We start from the raw sequence: 17,344 nt of genomic DNA, 5'->3' as shown, positions 1-17,344 counted from the left end.
CCTCAGGCGGTGGACCGCCGTGCGAACTGCGACACCGCCTCGGCCTCGGCGTCGAGAGCCTTTCTGCGAGAGGCGGGTACGTCGGTGAGGTACTCGACGGACACGATGCCGCTCGCGTCGATACGCCATGATCCGACCACGCGACCGTCGACCATCGCGAACCCGGGCATCCGACCGTTCGGGGTCGCCATCGCCTTGTAGACGCCCTCGTCGATCACCCGTCGCCGGTCGGCCTGCGCGACCACCACGTTGTCGAACGGAGCGAGCAGACGTGCCGGGGCGGGCTCGTCGGCCGAGGCGATGTCGAGCCCGTCGAGGTCGAACAGCTCCTCACCGTCGGGGCCGGTCAACCGGTTGAGTTCCCAGTCGCGTTCCATCGCCTCGATGGGCCCACGGAGTCGGGTGAGCCCCGACCAGCTCTGCACACCGGCGACGGTCGCGGGTCCGAATCCACGCAGGTACAGCCGGATGAGGTCTTTGACGGCCTCGTCGCCGGTGACCGCGGGGTCGCCGGGACCGATCCACTCGTCGAAGAGTCGGTAGGTCGTGGCGCCACTCCCGGCGAACAGACCGCGCGGTGGCACCTGGACGAGCGGCAGGGTGCACCGGGCGATCGCGCAGAGCGTCGATGCCGATTCGCCGGGGAAGCGTTCCACCAGGGCGGCACCGAGCGCCTTCGTCGACAGTTCCCTGCCGGTCAACAGTTCTCGAGCACGCTCGGTCACCGCGGCGGGGTCGGCGGCGACCACGGTGCGCAGGTGGTTGGTGCGGAGTTCGGTGTCGAGGGTCGGCTGGGCCAGGGGCCGGATCCAGCGCGCATCGGCGGCATCGATGCAGAACACGGTGCTGCGCAGCAACGCCATCCGCACCACCTCGCGATCGAGCATCAATGCGTCGAGCTCCGCGGGATCGAAATCGACCACACGGGAGAACAATCCGAAGAACGCCGCCCGTGGATCCTGACTCTGGAGACCCACGCAGCGGTCGAGAACCTCCACGGCGTCGTCGTCGACGCGCTCGAGGAGGTGTTGGCGGGTCAGCACGGTCCGGTTCCACTGCTCGAGCGAGATCCGATCCGACGACGTCATCGCCGTGTCACCGCCGGTGGGCGTGCCGAGGCGATCTCGCCGAACGTCGCGGTGCGGGCGTCCGACCGAGCGCCGTCGGGCCCGATCCGCTTGTCCACCAGGATCACCTGACCGATGAACTGCTCGACGATGCCCGCCATCCGGATGGGTGCGGCGATGATCAGCTGGAACCCGAACTGTTCGAACGCCCGCAGCGACTGACTGCTGAACGTCTCATCGGATTTGCTGAACGCCTCGTCGAGCATGAGCGGCGCGAACCCCGGCCGGTGATCGTCGGGACTGCTCAACGAGAAGCTGAGGGCCGCAGCGAGACAGAAGGCGACGAGCTTCTCCTGCTCACCACCGGAATTGGTGGCGGTGTTGCGGTAGGTGTGCACCGGCGGCGCATCGTCGTCGGCCTCTTCCCCGGCGACCGGCCGTGCCAGCTCTTTACCGTAGAAGAAGTAGCTGTTGCGGACGTCGAGCACGTTGTCGCACCACCGCTTCCCCTCGGCATCGGTGGCGGTGAGCGCGATGATGAGGTTCTTGATGCGGTAGAACTGCCGCGCCAACACCACACCGTCGCCGGCCCGGGCCGCGGGGGCGTCGCGCATCATCGCGTCGACGATGCGGGCGAACTCGGTCGCCTCCTCGGTCGGGTTGTGCTGCACCGCGATCTGCAGGTAGGTGCCGGTGTTGAAGTCGACTCGACGCAGACCGCTGTTGACCTCTGCGATACCGCGTCGGATCCGCTTGTTGGTGTCGCCGATCTCCTTGTAGAGGTTCGACACCGAGTGGGAGATGTCGGTGGTGATGAGCTGCCGGAACCGTTCCTGGGTGGAGGCCAGTCCGTGGTCGACCAGTCCGGCGTGGATCGACACCAGATCCTGTGCGCACTCGATGGTGGGTGTCAGATTGTTGGCGGCGGAGGGCCATTCACGGACGAACGCCTCGGCGGCGCGCACGATACGGTTCTCGGCGCTGTCGCGGTCGGCGTTGGCGTCGGCCTGCACCGCCTCGAGGGCGTTGCGCAGATCCGATCGCACCTCGCCGTAGGTCTCGATCGACAGTTCCTTGCCGCTGCCCTCCAGCACCGTCGTCAACACGCTCGAGAGGTAGTCGCGGTCGTCGTCGCTGATGGCGTCGGCGTCGGTGGACTGCTCGAGTTCGGCGAGCCAGCGGTCCCAGTCGGATCCGATGTGACGCAGCTGGTCGTTGATCGCGCCCACCCGCGCGACCGCCTCACGCCAGTCGGCCCGCGCGATGTCGACCTGCTCCTCGAGCTCGGCGAGATCGACCCGGTTGCCGCGGACGGCCTCGATGCGCTGGTTCAGCTCGTCGGCGTCGCGGCGCGACGACCACCAGTTGAGCTCGGTCCACGAACCGTAGGCGGCCAGAGCCTCAGCGGCCTTGGCGCGTTCGCGGTTGTCCTCCAACAGGTCCCGCATGTCCTGTGAGGCCTGACGCGCCTCGTCGAATCGGGCCTGCAATCCGACGAGCGACTCCTCCAGTGCGGCGCGCTTGCCATCGGTGTTGGTGCCGAAGATCCAGTGGGTGCGATCGTCGACACGTCGACGGTCGTCCTTGCGGTAGCGGTCGCGACCGGCCTTGACGAGGCCCTGCGGGGTCACCGCCAGCTCGTGGCGGTCCAGCTCGACCGGGGTACCGACACAGACGTGCGCGGCCGAGCGGGCGACGACGCCGGTGAGCCACGGCCCGGCGGGGTGGGCGGTGTCGACCGTCATGACCGCGGCCAGGGTTCCCGGTGTCGGGTCGGTGACGGTGGCGTCGGTGTCGAAGGCCCGGAACTCCAGCACCCCGCCGAGGTTGGTGGCGTTGACGAAATCCGTGACGCGCGTGCGGTGTTCCTGCGGCACGAGCAGCGTCATGCCGAGGCTGCGCAGCACGCGTTCGGCGGCACCGGCCCAGGTGTCGCGGTGCTCGGGCGCGACCTCGACGAGTTCGGCGGCGAACGGGAGATCGTGCGGGGCGACACCGGTGCCGGCGGCGATGGCGTCGCGCTGGGCCAAGGCGTCGCGCGGGAGCAGCGAACGTCGTGCGGTCAGCGTGGTCAGTTCCTCGAGTACCGCCTCGTGCTCGCGACGGGCGTCGGTCTCGGCGCTGAACACCGGGTGCGCACGCGCCGACAGCGACGCCGCGGCCTCCCGTGCGGCGCGCCCGATCTGCGGGGCGCGGTCCCGCAGCGCGGCGAACTCTTCGTGCGATTCGGGGGTGTTCTCGCCGATGCGCGCCACCACCGCCGCATACCGTTCGTAGGCGCGATTGCGCGCGGTCACCTGCGCCTCGAACGACTTGAGTTCGGCCTCGAGCGAGGTGAGCTCGCCCTTGTCGACGGTGAGCTGATCACGCAGCGAGGTGTGTCGGTCCTCGCGTTCGTCGGCGATGTTCTCCCACGAGGCGACCTCGTTGTCGAGGGCGGTCCGCTGGTCCTCGATCGAGTCGAGCTTGGCCTGAAGCAACGCGACCCGGTGTTCGCGCATGAACGCGCGCATCGGCGGCCCGAGGAGCTCGGCGGCACGGGTGGTGGACTCCTCGGCACCGCAATATGCCTGCCACGCATCGGGTATCGGGCGCAGCACCTTCTCCTGGGCGTGCGCTCGCGCCGCGGCCTGATAGGCCTCGTCGAGCTGGGTGAAGTTCTCGACGAGTCGCTGCGCCTTGGCGTAGGTCTCGGGTCGGTCGAGCATGTAGGTGCGGATGAAGAGGTTGAGGTCCCCGACGTTCTTCATCGCCTTGGCCTTGCCCATCAGGGCCAGGGCCGCCGTGGAGTTCCCGATGCCCACGCGGCGACGCAAGGCCTCGGAGTAGGCGCTCTGCACGTCGAAACAGGCGACCTCGGGATGCGCGGCGCGGTAGGCGCGGATGTCGAATCCACTGGCCGCCCAGTCGTTGAGCGACAGCAGGTCGGCGTCGCCGGGGTGCAACTGGTACCAGGAGCGCAACGCGACGCCGTCGTTGCCGGAGCCGGGGAACCACTTGATGGCCACCGCAGTCGTCACCGATCCGGCGCCGTTGTCGTACGTCGCGGCGATCGCCGACCACGTCGCTCCCGTGCCGCGCAGGTACTGCACCTGCGACTGGTTGTACTCGTCGTCGTTCTCCGCCCACGCCCCGCGCACGTAGTCGGCCATCGACCGCGCGGCGCGCTTCGCACCCTTGGCGGTGAGGTCGGCCGAGGCGTTGAAACCCTGGTCGTAGGTGGGCAGCAGCACCACCGAGTGTCCGTCCATCAGCGACGACTTGCCCGACCCCGACGGCCCGGTGAGCAACACGCCGCGCTCGTCGATGGGGAAGTCCTTGTAGCCGTGGAAGGTTCCCCAGTTGACGAGCTGGATCCGGGTGAGTCGGAACTGGCCTATCGCGACCGTGCGGCGCGCGCCGGTGGCGGTCTGTTCGAGGGTGTCGGTCACTGCTCGTCCTCGTCCTCGGTGGTGTCGGGTGTGTTCGGATCGGCCCCATCCAGTTCGGCCCCGTCGAGTTCAGCCAGATCGGGACTGGGGTCGTCGCCGGCGAGGACGCGGTAGGCGCGGGTGTACGACTCGACCTGCTCGGGCGTCAACAGCGCGGCGATCACGCCGTGGATGGCATAGCGGTCGGTGCCGGGAAGGGCCCGGATGATCTTGCGGTTCTCCAGCACGTTGATCGCGGCGTCGACGCGACGGATGAACCCGGCCTCGTCGGTGTCGCGGACGGGTTTGTAGGTGAGCATGTGGTCGACCATCTCGGTGCGCTCGACCGTCGCCGACTCGTCGACACTGGTCAGGTACTTCTGGCGCAGGAACAGCGCGAGCACCGACGCGGCGAGGGTCAGGGTGGACGCGCGCAGGATGTTGCGTTGGCGGGGGTCGGATTCGGTGACCTGGCGGGTGAACGCGTAGCGGTGTTCGGTGTCGATCTCGAGCACCAGGTTGAGCTCCGACAGACGCGAACGGATGATCTGTTCGTTCGCCTCGATGGCGCGCCAGTTGCGTGACTTGCCGCTGACGTGGGCCGCGGCGACGAGCTCCTGCAGGGCGTAGCAGACCGGCGCGGGCAGCTCGGAGGTGTCGCCGTCGAAACGGGGTTCGGTGCGGCGCTGACCGATGTCTCCGAGCGGTTCGGTGCCGTCGAAGCTGAAGTGCGACAGGTCGACCGACGGCGACGCCTCGGCGTCGGGACTGTCGACGAACAGGTCGTCACCGGCCTCGGGCACCGGTGTTACGGCGTCCGCACCGGCCTGGTTGTCCATGGTCACGCTGGTGTTCCCCCGGTCAGGTCGTCGAGCAGGTGCACCGCCGGGTCGACTGCGGTGACCACGGGTTCGGGCATGGGTTCGGTGAACACGATGGCCGGAACCGAGATCTCCCGGACGCCACGCGCCGTGTGCGCGCCGACCGTCATCGCCGGACGCGAGGTGTCGACCGCGCCGTGTCGTTGCGCCAGCGACCACACGCCCACCACGTCGCCCACGCGCGGGGAGTCGATGCGGGACAACACCTCCGGCAGATCGGCGACACCGGTGGTGACCGAGACGTTGATCGCATCGGTCAGCGCCTGCCAGTCGATGGTCTCGGTGCCGACCAGCGCGGCCGGATCGATGTCGATCTCGCCGGCCGACGCCTCGACACCGTCGGGGATCTCGATCACGCCGTCGTGCAACGACACCGCGCCGATCGAGTTCGTGTCGGCCACACCCATCGGCACCTCGATACCCATGTCGCGGCCCGCACTCACCTGTTCGAAGGCCGCCGCGGCCGCGCGCTGCGCCTCGCCGATCTGTTCGCGGAGCGCCCGGTAGTGCAGGAAGTCACCACCTTTGACGAAGGTGTTGATGCGTCGGTACACCTGTCCGCGGATCTCGTCGACGTGCTGCACCTCGTCCCGCATGCGGTCGATGAAGCGACCGAGGATGTCGGCCTGGTCGCGCGGGAGATCCGGGAGCGCGGCGAGGATCGCGTCGATGTGTCGTTCGAGGTCGTCGCGCAGACGATGATCGGAGATCAGGGTGTAAAAGGCGTCGAAAGCGCTGCCCTCGGCGGATCGGTGCAGTTCGTCGTGCCCGTCGAACATGCGGTTGAGCGCGTCGGCGTAAGCACCGGCTCGCTCGTCGAGACCACCGGTGAGCAACTCCCGCGAGTTCTCGCGGAGCTTCTCGCCGTAGCCGATGATGTCGGCCGGCATCCGTTCGGCGAGCGAGGTGACCATGCGGATGTCGTCGAACACCCGCCGCGCATCGACGGTGGGGACCGCACCCGCGGCCAGTTCGGCTCGGCGGGCGGTCAATTCGGCGATCTTCGCATCGATGTCGCGGATGTGTTCACCGGGATCGGGATTGATGGCGACCGCGATGTTCGACAGTCGACCGATCACCATCTCCATCGCCGTCTGGGTGGCGACCGAACGGTCGTGTCGCACCGATTGCACCTGGGCCAGGGCCGTGGTCGCGCCCCGCGTCAGCTGGTAACGCTCGATGTGCCGATCGGCGTCGAGGGTGCGGGCGACGAACCCTCGACGCGTCCACAGGTCGAGCAGTTCCTCTGCCGTCGGGACGGCTACGTCGCGGTCGGTCCAGTGCGACGACAGCGCGGCGATGTCGTGGGTGAGCCCCGCGGCGAGGTGGTCGCCGTCGACCTGGCCGTCGCCGAGGCGCGCGGCCATAAGCGCGAGGTGCACCATCGCGCTGCGCGACCGCAGCAGCCGAAGGGTGACGTCGGCATCGGCGCTCTCGGTGAACGCCGCGTGCAGGGCGGCCGCGGAACCCGCGGGGGTGGAGCCGACCGCCATGTCACCGCCTTCACCGGTCGAGGAAGTTGTCTCCGTCGAGATCGTCCGACGTCTCCGGCGAGGATAGTGGCCTCGCACCCGCTCGAGCGCACCCGTTCGCCGCCCTGTGGACAGCGTGTGACAGGCGGGATGGGTGAGGTCTCGCGCCATCCGTCGACCATCGATTTGAGATGTCTCGTCGGCGTGCTTATAGTCGGGGCAACGGGCGGTCTGTGACCGTTCTCACTCCCTCGACGACGACAAGGAGACCGTGGTGGCAACCCACACGAATTCCGATTCCCATCGGAACGTCTCCCGTCGGGCGCCCTCGGTGTGGCGCGAGGAGACCGTCGACATCCGGGGACGGTGTGTCGCGATCAGCATCAGCATCGCCGCGTTGGTCGTGGTCCTGGTGGCTCTCTTCCTTCTCTGACCTGACAGGGCCGGTGGCCCGCAGAGTCCGGAATCTCGGCAGCTCACAGCACATTTCTCGCCCAACCGAAACCTGAACCGCGGTTGAGGTGGAATCGTCGACGGCTGTTGCATTCACCCCAGCACTGCGTAAGGCTGGATACGGTAGAGGAACATCACACGGGTATGAAGCCCGAGGAGAGGAACAACGTGTCTGAATACACCTTGCCGGATCTGGATTACGACTACGCGGCACTGGAGCCGCACATCTCCGGCAGGATCATGGAGCTGCACCACAGCAAGCACCACGCCACCTACGTGAAGGGCGTCAACACCGCCCTCGAGAAGGCCGCCGCCGCGCGCGAAGACGGCACCATCGCCGACAAGGTCTTCCAGCTCTCGGCCAATCTCGCCTTCCATCTCGGTGGCCACACCAACCACTCGATCTTCTGGAAGAACCTGTCCCCCAACGGTGGCGACAAGCCCGAGGGCGATCTCGCAGCCGCCATCGACGATCAGTTCGGCGGCTTCGACAAGTTCCAGGCGCACTTCACCGCCGCGGCGACCACGCTGCAGGGCAGCGGCTGGGCGATCCTCGGCTTCGACACCATCGAGGGCAAGCTGGTCATCCAGCAGCTGACCGACCAGCACGGCAACACCTCGGTGGGCCTCGTGCCGATCGTGATGCTGGATATGTGGGAGCACGCCTTCTACCTCGACTACCAGAACGTGAAGCCGGACTACGTCAAGGCGTGGTGGAACGTCGTCAACTGGGCCGACGCCGGCGAGCGTTTCGCCAAGGCGCAGAGCCAGGGCAAGGGACTCATCGTCGGGGCGTGATGCCCCGGGGGTCGACCCCACGCATACCGAGAAGGGCCACCGACGAGAGTCGGTGGCCTTTTTCGTACCCACTCTCTTGCTCGCGCCTTCTTCCTCTGTCCGCCCTCTTCCCTTGTCCGCCTTCTTCCTTGTCTCGGTAGGGCAAACATCGTGTAACGCTGCGCTGCGCAGTCCCCGGTTCGGGTTGTGGGCGGCTCCGGGGTCGATGATGCTCAGGTCAGACGAGCGAGGGAGGCCTCATGAACGAGGACATCGGTCCGGCGCGACGGTCCGCCGCGGCGATCCCCATCGGCCTCACCCCGTTCCACCGCGACGGCCGCCTCGGTGGCATGTTGATCTCCGGACGCTGGCCCGACACCACCCTGGAATGGACCCAGACCCTCGTCGCCTCGGTGCGGATCGCCTGCCGTCCCGGCCTCCTGCAGACCACCACCATCTTCGGCGTGGTGGAGGACCGTCCCGACGAGTGTGAGCCGGGCACGGTGGGGATGATGCTCGCGATGGGCAGCGTCTTCAGCGACGACTTCATCGCGGTTCTCGGCCATGGCGGCCCCGACCGCTCCGGGCTGCGCGGGCACCCGCCGGCCCTGGTGATGCTGCACCCGCCGTCGCAGACGCGGCCGTCGTTGCCGGAGTGCTCCGAGGTCGCCTCGGGGTGCGTCCTGCTGCCCGGCGTCCCGGAACTGGGCCTCGAGCACCGCGCGGGCTGGGCCGAGGCGGAGGCCGACGGGACGGTGGTCACGCTGCGCAACCAGATCGGGGTCGACCCGAACTCCGACCCCGACACCGCCGTCCTGGCGATGTTGCTGGCCGCCTGAACCTTCTCGCACGGGTCACCGAAATCATCCGGAAAGGGCCTCCGAACTGGGCTTATGAGGGTCGGGTAACTGTTGCCGGCCCCGCCGGATCCCTCTACCGTCTCAGTCATGCTCTCCGCCCTGATGATCAGCTTCGGCGTCATCTTCATCGCCGAACTCGGCGACAAATCGCAGCTGATGGCGATGACCTACGCGATCCGCTACCGCTGGTGGGTCGTCCTGCTCGGCATCACCGTCGCCACCACCGCCGTCCACCTCGTGTCGGTGGTGGTCGGCCACTACCTGGGGCTGTCGATCCCGTCGGACCTGATCACCATCGTCGGCGGTCTCGCCATGCTGATCTTCGGACTGTGGACCGTCCGTGGCGACGAGCTCGACGACGACGAGTCGAGCCGCGCCGCCCGAACCGGGGCGTCGGTGATGTTCGCGGTGATGTCGTCGTTCTTCCTCGCCGAGCTCGGTGACAAGACGATGTTGGCGACCATCACGCTGTCCACCGACCACAACTGGGTCGGTGTGTGGATCGGCTCGACCGTGGGCATGGTGGCCGCCGATGCGCTGGCGATCATCGTGGGCGCGGCGCTCGGACGGAAGTTGCCCGAGCGCGCGATCTCCCTCGGCGCGGCGGTGCTGTTCTTCGGTTTCGCGATCTGGCTTCTCACCGAGGGCATCCTCGCCTCCGCGAGCACCACTGTCGCCGTCAGCGCACTCAGTGCGGCTGCGGTGATCACCGCCGTCGGTGTCGGCGTCATCATCGCCACCCGCCGGTCGCGGGCGGCTCGGGCCGCGGGCCCGGTGGCGGTCGACGCAGGCGCCGGGCCGTCAGGAACGGACCGGGACCACCCGTAAACCGCTGTGTACGGGCTCATTCGACGAGCGGCCGTCGGAGCTGCCCAGTGCCGACGCCAGATCCGGCGGGTCGGCCGGCAGTCCCTGCTGCGCGCGCAGGACCTTGATCAGTTCCCCGACGATGAACACCGAGTCACTCGACAGGCCCGCGAGGCGGAACGCGGCGACCTGCACGCTCGAATCGGCCTGCAGCCGCATCAATTCGATCTGATCCCGAGTGCGTTGTGCCGCACGGTCTTCGAGGAAGTAGTGCACGTCGACCCCGAACGCCGCCGCGATGCCCTCGACGGTCCGGAACGACGGCGACTTCGCCTTGCCCGACCGTAGCTGGCTCAGATAGGACTCGCCGAGACGGAAGCCGCGCTCGGTCGACCGCGCGGCGATGGCCTTCGCGCTGTAGGCACGACCATTGGGACCCGGCACCGTCCGGAACAGTTCCTCGAGGCGGCGAGCGAACAGACCCGCGTCTGCCGATTCGGCCCCGTCGTTCATCGAGTCGTCGTCCGTCGCCGCGGACGTCCCCGTGTCCTCTGACACGGGATCGTCCGGACGCGACTTGCCCGAGACAGATCCAGACATCTTTTCCCCACCCCCACTGAGTTCAGTGCAATCGGTGCGGGACGTCACCAGATGTGGATCGAGAGGATTCGCCCCCGCACAACCCTGCCGGTGGCGACCGTTTCCCCCGGTCACCGACATGGTCCCGCACAGTATAAGCGACAAGGTGGTCGAACGTGGACGTCACGCCCCCGGGGGCGTGCGCAGACGGTCGAAACGGATCGGGCTCACAGAGCCGAGCGGTGCGGGATCGCGTCCTTCGCAGCGGTGTCGATCCATTCGCGGAGCACCTTCGTGGCCCACACGTCGTCCTCGTTGTAGCGCAGGAGGCGCGCCCGCTGTCCGTCGGCGGCGTCGGCGGGGTCGGAGCCCGCGGGTTCGTCGCGTCCCACCGCGACGCGATACCAATCCATCGACGCCTCGCCCCCGGCCTCGGGGTCACGCCACGAGAACCCGGCGACGGGCGCGATCTTCTTCAGGCCCTTGCCGTGCGGACACACGAAGTTCGCACCGACGGCCTCGTAGACGTCGACCCACTCCGCCGAACCGATGAACTGTTCGATCTCCCCGACCTCGGGTACACCCGGGTGACCCGCGAATCGTCGGGCCGAACCCAGCAGCCACCGGTTCTCGGCGGCCTGTGAATAGCAGTAGGCGGCGAACGTGTGCCCGGCCTCGTGGGCGGCGGCGCGCTCGTCCATCAGCCAGGCCCAGAACTCCGCGAACGAACGGGCCTCGTCGTCGGTGGGCAGCGGGTCCCACGTGACGAACGGGCGGTAGACCACCTCGCGTGCCGGGTCGGTGCGGTCGGTCAGCAGGGTGCCCCACAGATAGGCGCCGTCCTCGCCGTAGGACTCCATGTCGACGTCGACCTCCACGTCGGCCCGCGCGACGAAGGGTTCGTCGGTGCGGCGGATCAGGGGCACCCCGGCCAACCAGGCGCGGGCAGCGGTCACGGCGTCGGCGAGATCGGCACGACCGGGCCAGTCCGGTGGCGTGGGACCGTCGAACGCGGCGAGATCGTCGATGGTCAGCACCCCGGCGGTCCGCAACGCGGTCACCTGCGAGCCGTTGACCACCAGGCTCACGTCGCGGGTGGCGACCAACGCGGGTTCACACCGCACCCACCAGGGGCAGGTGCGGCACTCGCCGACGCGACTCGGCCCGGTGACCAACTCCCCCGAGGCGATCGCCGAGCGACGGGTGAGCAGGTCGTCGTAGCCGGCAAGGGTCTCGGTCAGGTCGTGGACGACGATGCAGTCGGCGTCGAGCCCGATCGAACCGCCGACCGCACTGGTCGACCCGACCCCGGCGTGCGCGAGCAGTCGGGTCAGGTGCGCAAGGCGCAAGAGGTCGCGTCGGTGGCGTCGGACCGCACGGGTGGGATCGGGTACCGGTGCCCACGTCCACAGCGGGCTCGTGAGCGGAGGCGGCGGCGGTGAGTCGCCCGAACCCGAGGCCGCCTTCGCGGGAGAGGCACCTGCGACGGTGACACGGTGGTTGACCACGATCACCGGCACGTAGCCGTCGGCGACGCGCACGAGCAGTTCGGATCCGCCGCGGATCCCCGCATCGGGATCGGCGGGCAGCGAGGCGTTCTGGATCCAGGCGACGCCGGCGGCGCACGCCGCCATCGTCGCGGCCACCCGGTCGGCCCCGTCGTCGTCGTCGACCCGCACCACCGCGCCGGGTTGATCGCCGTGCAGACCCTCGACCATCTCCGCGACCATCTCCCGGTGGGCGGTCGCGGCCTCCTTGCGTCGGGTGACCGACGGGTCCTCGGCCGCCGGTTCGTCGGTGAGTGCGACGACACCGGTCGCGACCGTGGAGTCAGCGCCCGCGAGGGTGTCGGGGACCACGCCCGCATCCAGCGCGAGGCGATGGTCACAGCCGCTGAGATCACGCGCGGAGAGGAACCGACGGCGTCGGCGCAGCGCCACCCTGTCGTCCATCTCCACCCATCCCTTTCGCATACCTCGGAGTCGGTCGCGGGCTTCCTCGCCCGCGCGAGGGCACCGCCCGCCGGCTGTGCGATGCTGGTATGGCAGTTCTTCTACCGTAATGCCGAGACATTTCTTCAACCGGGAGGATCCGATTCATGGGTCTGTTCACCTCGAGACGCAGCACGCGCGCGCAGAGGAAAGCCCAGGCCAAGGCCCTCAAGGCCAAGGCGAAGTTGGAGGCCCGCCTGAACTCCCGCGGTGTCGAGCGAGATCGCAAGGCGCGTAGGCGCCAGGAGGCGAAGCTCACCAAGAAGACGCTGCGCGCCCAGCGCAAGTCCGACAAGGCCGTGGTGAAGGCCGTCACCGACACCAACAAGGCGAGCGTGAAGGTGGCCAAGGCGAAGGCCGACGCCGCCGCAGCGGGTACGTCGCTGACCCCGCGAAAGGTCAAGCGCTACCTGTCGATCGCGAAGGTCGCCTCGCCCATCGTTGTGCCGCTCGCCTACCGCGGATCGGTGCTCGCCCGCGAACAGCTCACCCGCTATCAGGCCGAGCGCGTCGGCGTCCCCGTCGACGAGATCAACCAGTACAGCGGCCACGGCGCGGCACTGTCGGCGCAGATCGCGGGCGCCAGGCGGTCGTTGTCGACGCTCGCCGGTACCCGCGACAACGACGCCGAGACCAAGACCTTCGTCTCGACGATGCAGTCCCGGCTCACCGATCTCACCGCGGCGACCGAGGCGGCCGAGCACATGCCCGCGCCACGTCGACGCGCAGCGCACAAGGCGATCTCGACCGAACTCACCGCCATCAACGCCGATCTGCTGGCCCGCCTCGGGGTGCGTCCCTGAGCGGTGATCGTCGCGCCGTGAGCGCTCGTGTCGCCGGCGTCGTGTCGGTCCGGGGGGCCGCGGTCGCGGCACTGATCCCCGCACTCGCCGTCGGCGCCCACGCGATCGCCTCCGGTTCCGCACCCGGTCCGCTGGGTGTCTGCGCCGCACTGCTCGTGGGTGTCGTGGCCGGCATCTTCGCCGGGCCGCGCTGCGGTCGTCTCGGACTGCTGCTGATCCTCTCCGCAGGACAGGCGGTCGCCCACCTCGCGCTCTCGGTGGGGATGTCGCACTCCGTCGGGATGGCCTCATCCATGCCGGGGATGTCGACGCCGACCGGCTCCGCGGGGCATCACCACGTGATGCCGTCCGGTGAGGTGATGGGTGGCACCGGCCACGCCGCACACGGTTCGGCCGGCGGTGGATCGTCGATGCTCCTCGACCACCTGGCCGTGCTCGCCCACCCCGGGTCGGCCGACGGTCTGCTCATGCTCCTGACGCACCTGGTGGCCATTCCCGTGTGCGTCGTCCTCGTCGCCCTCGCGGGCGCCGTGTCGGGGATGGCGACCGTCGTCGTCGCCGTGCTCACCCGACCCATCACCGCTCTCGCCCAGGGCGTCTCGACCGTCGTCACGGTCACGCCGCTCGTGGTCGCCCGCCGCATCGACCGCGCCGCGGGCGCCGGGACACGCGGTCCGCCGGCCGTCGGCATCGTCGCCTGACACCGCCCTCAGGGCACATCCACCGCCTGCCTTCCTCCGGGTCGACGCAGGCGGTGTTCCGACTTTTCTCCTCAGTAAGGATCTCTCTGTCATGAACACCCTTCACAGCGTCCGCGTCCCGGTCGCGCTCGCCGCCGCCGTCGCCACGGTCGGCCTCGGCGCGGTGCTCGCACCGGCCACCGCCTCGGCGCATGTGTCCGCCACCTCCCCCGGCCTCGCGCAGGGCGGATACGGCGTCATCACGTTCAACGTGCCGAACGAGACGGACACCAACGCCGCCACGACCCGCCTGACCATCACCCTGCCGAACCTGAAATCGGCTCGCCCGGAATCGATCCCGGGGTGGCAGGCCGCGGTGACCAAGGACCCCACCACCGACGAGGCCACGTCGGTCACGTGGACCACCACACCCGGCGCGACCGGCGTCGCGCCCGGACAGTTCCAGCGCTTCGTTCTCAGCGCCGGACCGCTGCCCGAGAAGGAGTCGGTCACCTTCCCCGCCGTGCAGACCTACTCCGACGGTGAGCGTGTCGATTGGAACCAGGCACCCCTCGCCGACGGCTCGGAGCCCGAGCACCCGGCACCGGAGATCGAGCTGGCGGCGAAGTCCGACGACCACCACGGGTCGGCCACCGCGGCCGGCGCCGAGGACTCGTCGGGCAGCGACACCACCGCGCGCTGGCTCGGCGGCGCGGGACTGGCCGTCGGCGTGATCGGTCTCGCCGCAGCCGGTCTCGCCTTCCGGCGGAAGGCATGACCTCGTCGGTCGCCCGTCGGCTCGTCGGGGGCGCGCTGACCGCGTTCCTCGCCGTGCTGGCGTCGATCGCGTTCGCCGGGCCGGCCTCGGCGCACTCCTCGCTGGTGGGCTCCGACCCGGCTCGCGGCGCGTCGGTGTCGGCGGGCCCGCAGCGGGTCACGCTCACCTTCAACGAGGCGCTGCAGGACAGCTACGACACCCTGACGGTGGTCGGACCCGACCAGAACTTCTGGCAGCAGGGTGACGCCCAGGTGGTCGGGCAGCGGATCAGCATCGCGCTGCGTCCGCTGGGTCCTGCCGGTGAGTACCGGATCAACTATCGCGTCACCTCCGCAGACGGTCACCCCGTCTCGGGTCAGGTGCCGTTCACGGTGACCACGGCGGGGACCGGTACCCCGGGCCCCTCGGCCGACGGCTCGGACTCCTCGGGCGGCTCGGGGATCCCGGTGTGGGTCTACGTGGTAATCGCGGTGGTGGTCGTCGGTGGCGCGGCAGTGTTCGTGGTGCGGCGACGCACGCGTACCTGACCGATCCGCGGTTGTCGACAGATGCGGTGCGCCGGACCCCGGCGCACCGCATCGTCGGTTGTGAGGGTCACCAACGTCGCGCGCGAGGGGGTCTCGCCCCGGCATGATGGGCATCGACGTGTGACACGCCACCTCGCAGCAGGGAGCAATCGACGATGACCGAACCGGCCGCCGGCACCCCCGACGAACCCGAGAAGCCACCGGCGAAGAAGACACCCGCCAAGAAGGTGGCCGCCAAGAAGGCTCCCGCGAAGAAATCGCCCGGCAAGAAAGCACCGGCGAAGAAGGCTGCGGCGAAGAAGGCACCCGCGAAACGAGCGTCGACCTCGCCGGGGAGCCGGACACCGGCGAAGAAGGCTCCGCCTCGCTCGTCCCCGCACGACACCCCGCCGACCCCGTCGGTCGCGACACCCGAGCCGCCGCCGCCGCCCGAGTTGCCGACACCTGATTTGCCGGCGCCTGCGGTGGACGACGAGACCGCCCGGTTCACGCAGCTGCGGCGTACTGCACCGACAGCGCTGTCGACGCAGGATCCGATCAACCCCGTGCCCTACGCGGTGGCCGCCGGTGTGGTGGTCCTCGCGGTGGCGCTGCGGCGCAGGCGTCGTCGCCGACGTCGCAGCTGATCGATCAGCGACCGGGCAGGAACCGCAGGAGCTTCATCGAGGTCGGGACCAGCTTGAGGAACAGCTTGCGCGGGACACCGCGGATGCCGTCGATCCCGATCACGCGCTGTGTCGCGATGGTCTGCGGCTCGGTGTACTTGAGGAGGCCCTCGGTGCCGTGGCGGCGGCCTACGCCGGAGACGCCCATGCCGCCCATCGGTGCGGCGGTGGAACCCCACGCGGCGGCGTAGCCCTCGTTGACGTTGACGGTGCCGACGCGCAGCTGAGCACCGATGTCGCGCGCCTGGCCGGTGCTCCCGGCGAAGACGCTGGCGTTGAGGCCGTAGTCGGTGTCGTTGGCGAGCTTGATCGCCTCGTCCACCGAGTCGACCTCGTACACCGACACCAGCGGCCCGAAGGTCTCGGTCGCGAAGCACTCCATGTGCTCGTTGACGCCCTTGAGCACGGTCGGGGCGTAGAAGAACGGACCGAGCTCGTCGAGCTTCTTGCCGCCGGCGAGCACGGTCGCGCCCTTGGCGGTGGCGTCCTTCACGTGGGCGTCGATGACATCGATCTGGGCCTGCGAGGCGAGTGAGCCCATGTCGGCGTCGAAGTCGTAGACCGGCGCCACCTTCATGGCGGCGACCTTCGCGGCGAACTTGCGGGTGAACTCGTCGGCCACCGGCTTCTCGACGTACAGACGCTCGATGGAGATGCACAGCTGACCGGAGTTCGAGTAGCAGGCGCGGGCTGCGCCCTCGACGGCCTTGTCGACGTTCGCGCCGGAGGTCACGATCATCGGGTTCTTGCCGCCGAGCTCGGCGGAGAAACCGATGAGGCGGCTGCCGGCCTGCTCGGCCAGAGTCGCGCCCGTCGCCGACGACCCGGTGAACATGAGGTAGTCGGCGGTCTTCACCAGCGCCTGCCCCACGACACCGCCGGGGCCGGGGACCACGGCGAACAGCTCGGGTTCGAGACCGGCCTCGTAGAGCAGTTCGGCCACGGCCAGCGCACAGTACGGGGTCTGGCTGTCGGGCTTGATCACCACGGCGTTGCCCGCCATGAGCGCGGCGACGGCGTCCGATGCGGCAAGGGTGACCGGGTAGTTCCACGGCGAGATCACGCCGATGACGCCCTTGGGCTGATAGCGCACCCGCACGTCGGTGGCGCCGGGGATCATGCCCTTGACCTTCTTGGCGGCCAACGTCTTCGGGCCGGTCTTGGCGTAGTGGCGCGCGGTGAGCGCGACGTCCATGACCTCTTCCTGGGCGTACGAGCGGGCCTTGCCCGTCTCGGCCTGGGCCATGTCCATCAGCTCGTTGCGGTGGTCGAAGACGAGCGCGGCGAAACGCAGCAGCAGGTCGGCGCGCTCCTTGGGCGACGTCGCGGCCCAGCGGGCCTGCGCGGCGCGGGCGCGGTTGACGGCCACCTCGAGATCCTCGGCGGTGCCGATCGGGATGGTGGTCATCTCGGTGCCGCTGTAGGCCTCGAGCACCGACCGCGTGGGTCGGGTGTCGTACTGGTCGATGGCGACCAGTCGACGAAGACGGTCGAAGGTCGCGGTGTCCGGTCTCGCCATCGGGGGCTCATCTCCTCGCAAGCGGTGTGCCGATCTGACACACAATGTTGTCAGTGTAGGCGGTCGCTCTCGGCT

At 69.1% G+C, this 17,344-nt stretch carries 16 protein-coding genes; 9 read left to right on the top strand and 7 right to left on the bottom strand.

What is annotated here, in order from left to right:
• Nucleotides 1–2 precede the first annotated feature (2 nt).
• Genes ACLBW1_RS02795 through ACLBW1_RS02780 form a run of 4 tightly spaced genes read right to left on the bottom strand, consistent with a single transcriptional unit; the run spans nucleotide 3 to nucleotide 6,851 of the window.
• Complete coding sequence (locus ACLBW1_RS02795) at nucleotides 3–1,088, bottom strand: winged helix DNA-binding domain-containing protein (RefSeq protein ID WP_447809956.1); 1,086 nt, start codon at nucleotides 1,086–1,088, stop codon at nucleotides 3–5.
• Nucleotides 1,085–4,498, bottom strand: a complete 3,414-nt coding sequence (locus ACLBW1_RS02790) for an ATP-binding protein (protein WP_447809955.1) — start codon at nucleotides 4,496–4,498, stop codon at nucleotides 1,085–1,087. The genes ACLBW1_RS02795 and ACLBW1_RS02790 overlap by 4 nt, the downstream gene beginning before the upstream one ends.
• Nucleotides 4,495–5,316 carry a DUF4194 domain-containing protein gene (locus ACLBW1_RS02785; protein WP_447811115.1) on the bottom strand — a complete coding sequence of 274 codons (822 nt, stop codon included), beginning with the start codon at nucleotides 5,314–5,316 and terminating at the stop codon, nucleotides 4,495–4,497. Before ACLBW1_RS02785 ends, ACLBW1_RS02790 begins: the two co-directional genes overlap by 4 nt.
• A gap of 2 nt (nucleotides 5,317–5,318) precedes the next feature.
• Entirely contained in the window at nucleotides 5,319–6,851 is a 1,533-nt protein-coding gene (locus ACLBW1_RS02780) for a DUF3375 domain-containing protein (protein WP_447809954.1), read from the bottom strand.
• 253 nt (nucleotides 6,852–7,104) lie between these two features.
• Between ACLBW1_RS02780 and ACLBW1_RS02775 the strand changes: the two genes are divergently transcribed.
• The 4 genes from ACLBW1_RS02775 to ACLBW1_RS02760 all read left to right on the top strand — a co-directional run bounded on the left by ACLBW1_RS02775 (nucleotide 7,105) and on the right by ACLBW1_RS02760 (nucleotide 9,748).
• Entirely contained in the window at nucleotides 7,105–7,263 is a 159-nt protein-coding gene (locus ACLBW1_RS02775) for a hypothetical protein (RefSeq protein ID WP_447809953.1), read from the top strand.
• A 188-nt stretch (nucleotides 7,264–7,451) separates the two neighbouring features.
• A complete protein-coding gene (locus tag ACLBW1_RS02770) occupies nucleotides 7,452–8,081 on the top strand; it encodes a superoxide dismutase (RefSeq protein WP_447809952.1) in 630 nt (209 codons plus the stop codon).
• Nucleotides 8,082–8,320: 239 nt separating this feature from the next.
• Nucleotides 8,321–8,899 (top strand): peptidase, encoded by a 579-nt coding sequence (locus ACLBW1_RS02765; protein ID WP_447809951.1) that lies wholly within the window; start codon nucleotides 8,321–8,323, stop codon nucleotides 8,897–8,899.
• Between the two features lie 108 nt (nucleotides 8,900–9,007).
• Nucleotides 9,008–9,748, top strand: a complete 741-nt coding sequence (locus tag ACLBW1_RS02760) for a TMEM165/GDT1 family protein (protein ID WP_447809950.1) — start codon at nucleotides 9,008–9,010, stop codon at nucleotides 9,746–9,748.
• On the opposite strand, the gene ACLBW1_RS02755 is transcribed toward ACLBW1_RS02760, so the two are convergent.
• On the bottom strand, nucleotides 9,722–10,240 hold the full coding sequence (locus ACLBW1_RS02755; protein ID WP_447809949.1) for an XRE family transcriptional regulator: 519 nt from the start codon (nucleotides 10,238–10,240) through the stop codon (nucleotides 9,722–9,724). The genes ACLBW1_RS02760 and ACLBW1_RS02755 overlap by 27 nt on opposite strands.
• Before the next feature lie 293 nt (nucleotides 10,241–10,533).
• A complete protein-coding gene (locus tag ACLBW1_RS02750) occupies nucleotides 10,534–12,258 on the bottom strand; it encodes a TM0106 family RecB-like putative nuclease (RefSeq protein ID WP_447809948.1) in 1,725 nt (574 codons plus the stop codon).
• A 146-nt stretch (nucleotides 12,259–12,404) separates the two neighbouring features.
• Between ACLBW1_RS02750 and ACLBW1_RS02745 the strand changes: the two genes are divergently transcribed.
• From ACLBW1_RS02745 to ACLBW1_RS02725, 5 genes are all read left to right on the top strand, one after another.
• Nucleotides 12,405–13,100 (top strand): DUF6474 family protein, encoded by a 696-nt coding sequence (locus tag ACLBW1_RS02745; protein ID WP_447809946.1) that lies wholly within the window; start codon nucleotides 12,405–12,407, stop codon nucleotides 13,098–13,100.
• A gap of 17 nt (nucleotides 13,101–13,117) precedes the next feature.
• Nucleotides 13,118–13,801: a hypothetical protein gene (locus tag ACLBW1_RS02740; RefSeq protein ID WP_447809945.1), complete on the top strand. Its 684-nt coding sequence runs from the start codon at nucleotides 13,118–13,120 to the stop codon at nucleotides 13,799–13,801.
• Nucleotides 13,802–13,892: 91 nt separating this feature from the next.
• Nucleotides 13,893–14,558: a YcnI family copper-binding membrane protein gene (locus tag ACLBW1_RS02735; protein ID WP_447809944.1), complete on the top strand. Its 666-nt coding sequence runs from the start codon at nucleotides 13,893–13,895 to the stop codon at nucleotides 14,556–14,558.
• Nucleotides 14,555–15,085 (top strand): copper resistance CopC family protein, encoded by a 531-nt coding sequence (locus ACLBW1_RS02730; protein WP_447809943.1) that lies wholly within the window; start codon nucleotides 14,555–14,557, stop codon nucleotides 15,083–15,085. The genes ACLBW1_RS02735 and ACLBW1_RS02730 overlap by 4 nt, the downstream gene beginning before the upstream one ends.
• Before the next feature lie 155 nt (nucleotides 15,086–15,240).
• Nucleotides 15,241–15,711 carry a hypothetical protein gene (locus ACLBW1_RS02725; protein ID WP_447809942.1) on the top strand — a complete coding sequence of 157 codons (471 nt, stop codon included), beginning with the start codon at nucleotides 15,241–15,243 and terminating at the stop codon, nucleotides 15,709–15,711.
• 4 nt (nucleotides 15,712–15,715) lie between these two features.
• Here ACLBW1_RS02725 and ACLBW1_RS02720 read toward each other — a convergent pair whose 3' ends face one another.
• Nucleotides 15,716–17,269, bottom strand: coding sequence for a succinic semialdehyde dehydrogenase (locus ACLBW1_RS02720; RefSeq protein WP_447809941.1), 1,554 nt, complete (start codon nucleotides 17,267–17,269; stop codon nucleotides 15,716–15,718).
• Between the last annotated feature and the right edge of the window lie 75 nt (nucleotides 17,270–17,344).

The sequence above is a fragment of the Williamsia sp. M5A3_1d genome, assembly GCF_053345315.1.
The sequence above is the reverse complement of the archived record's forward strand: the minus strand, read 5'-3'. Positions and strand labels throughout refer to the sequence as shown.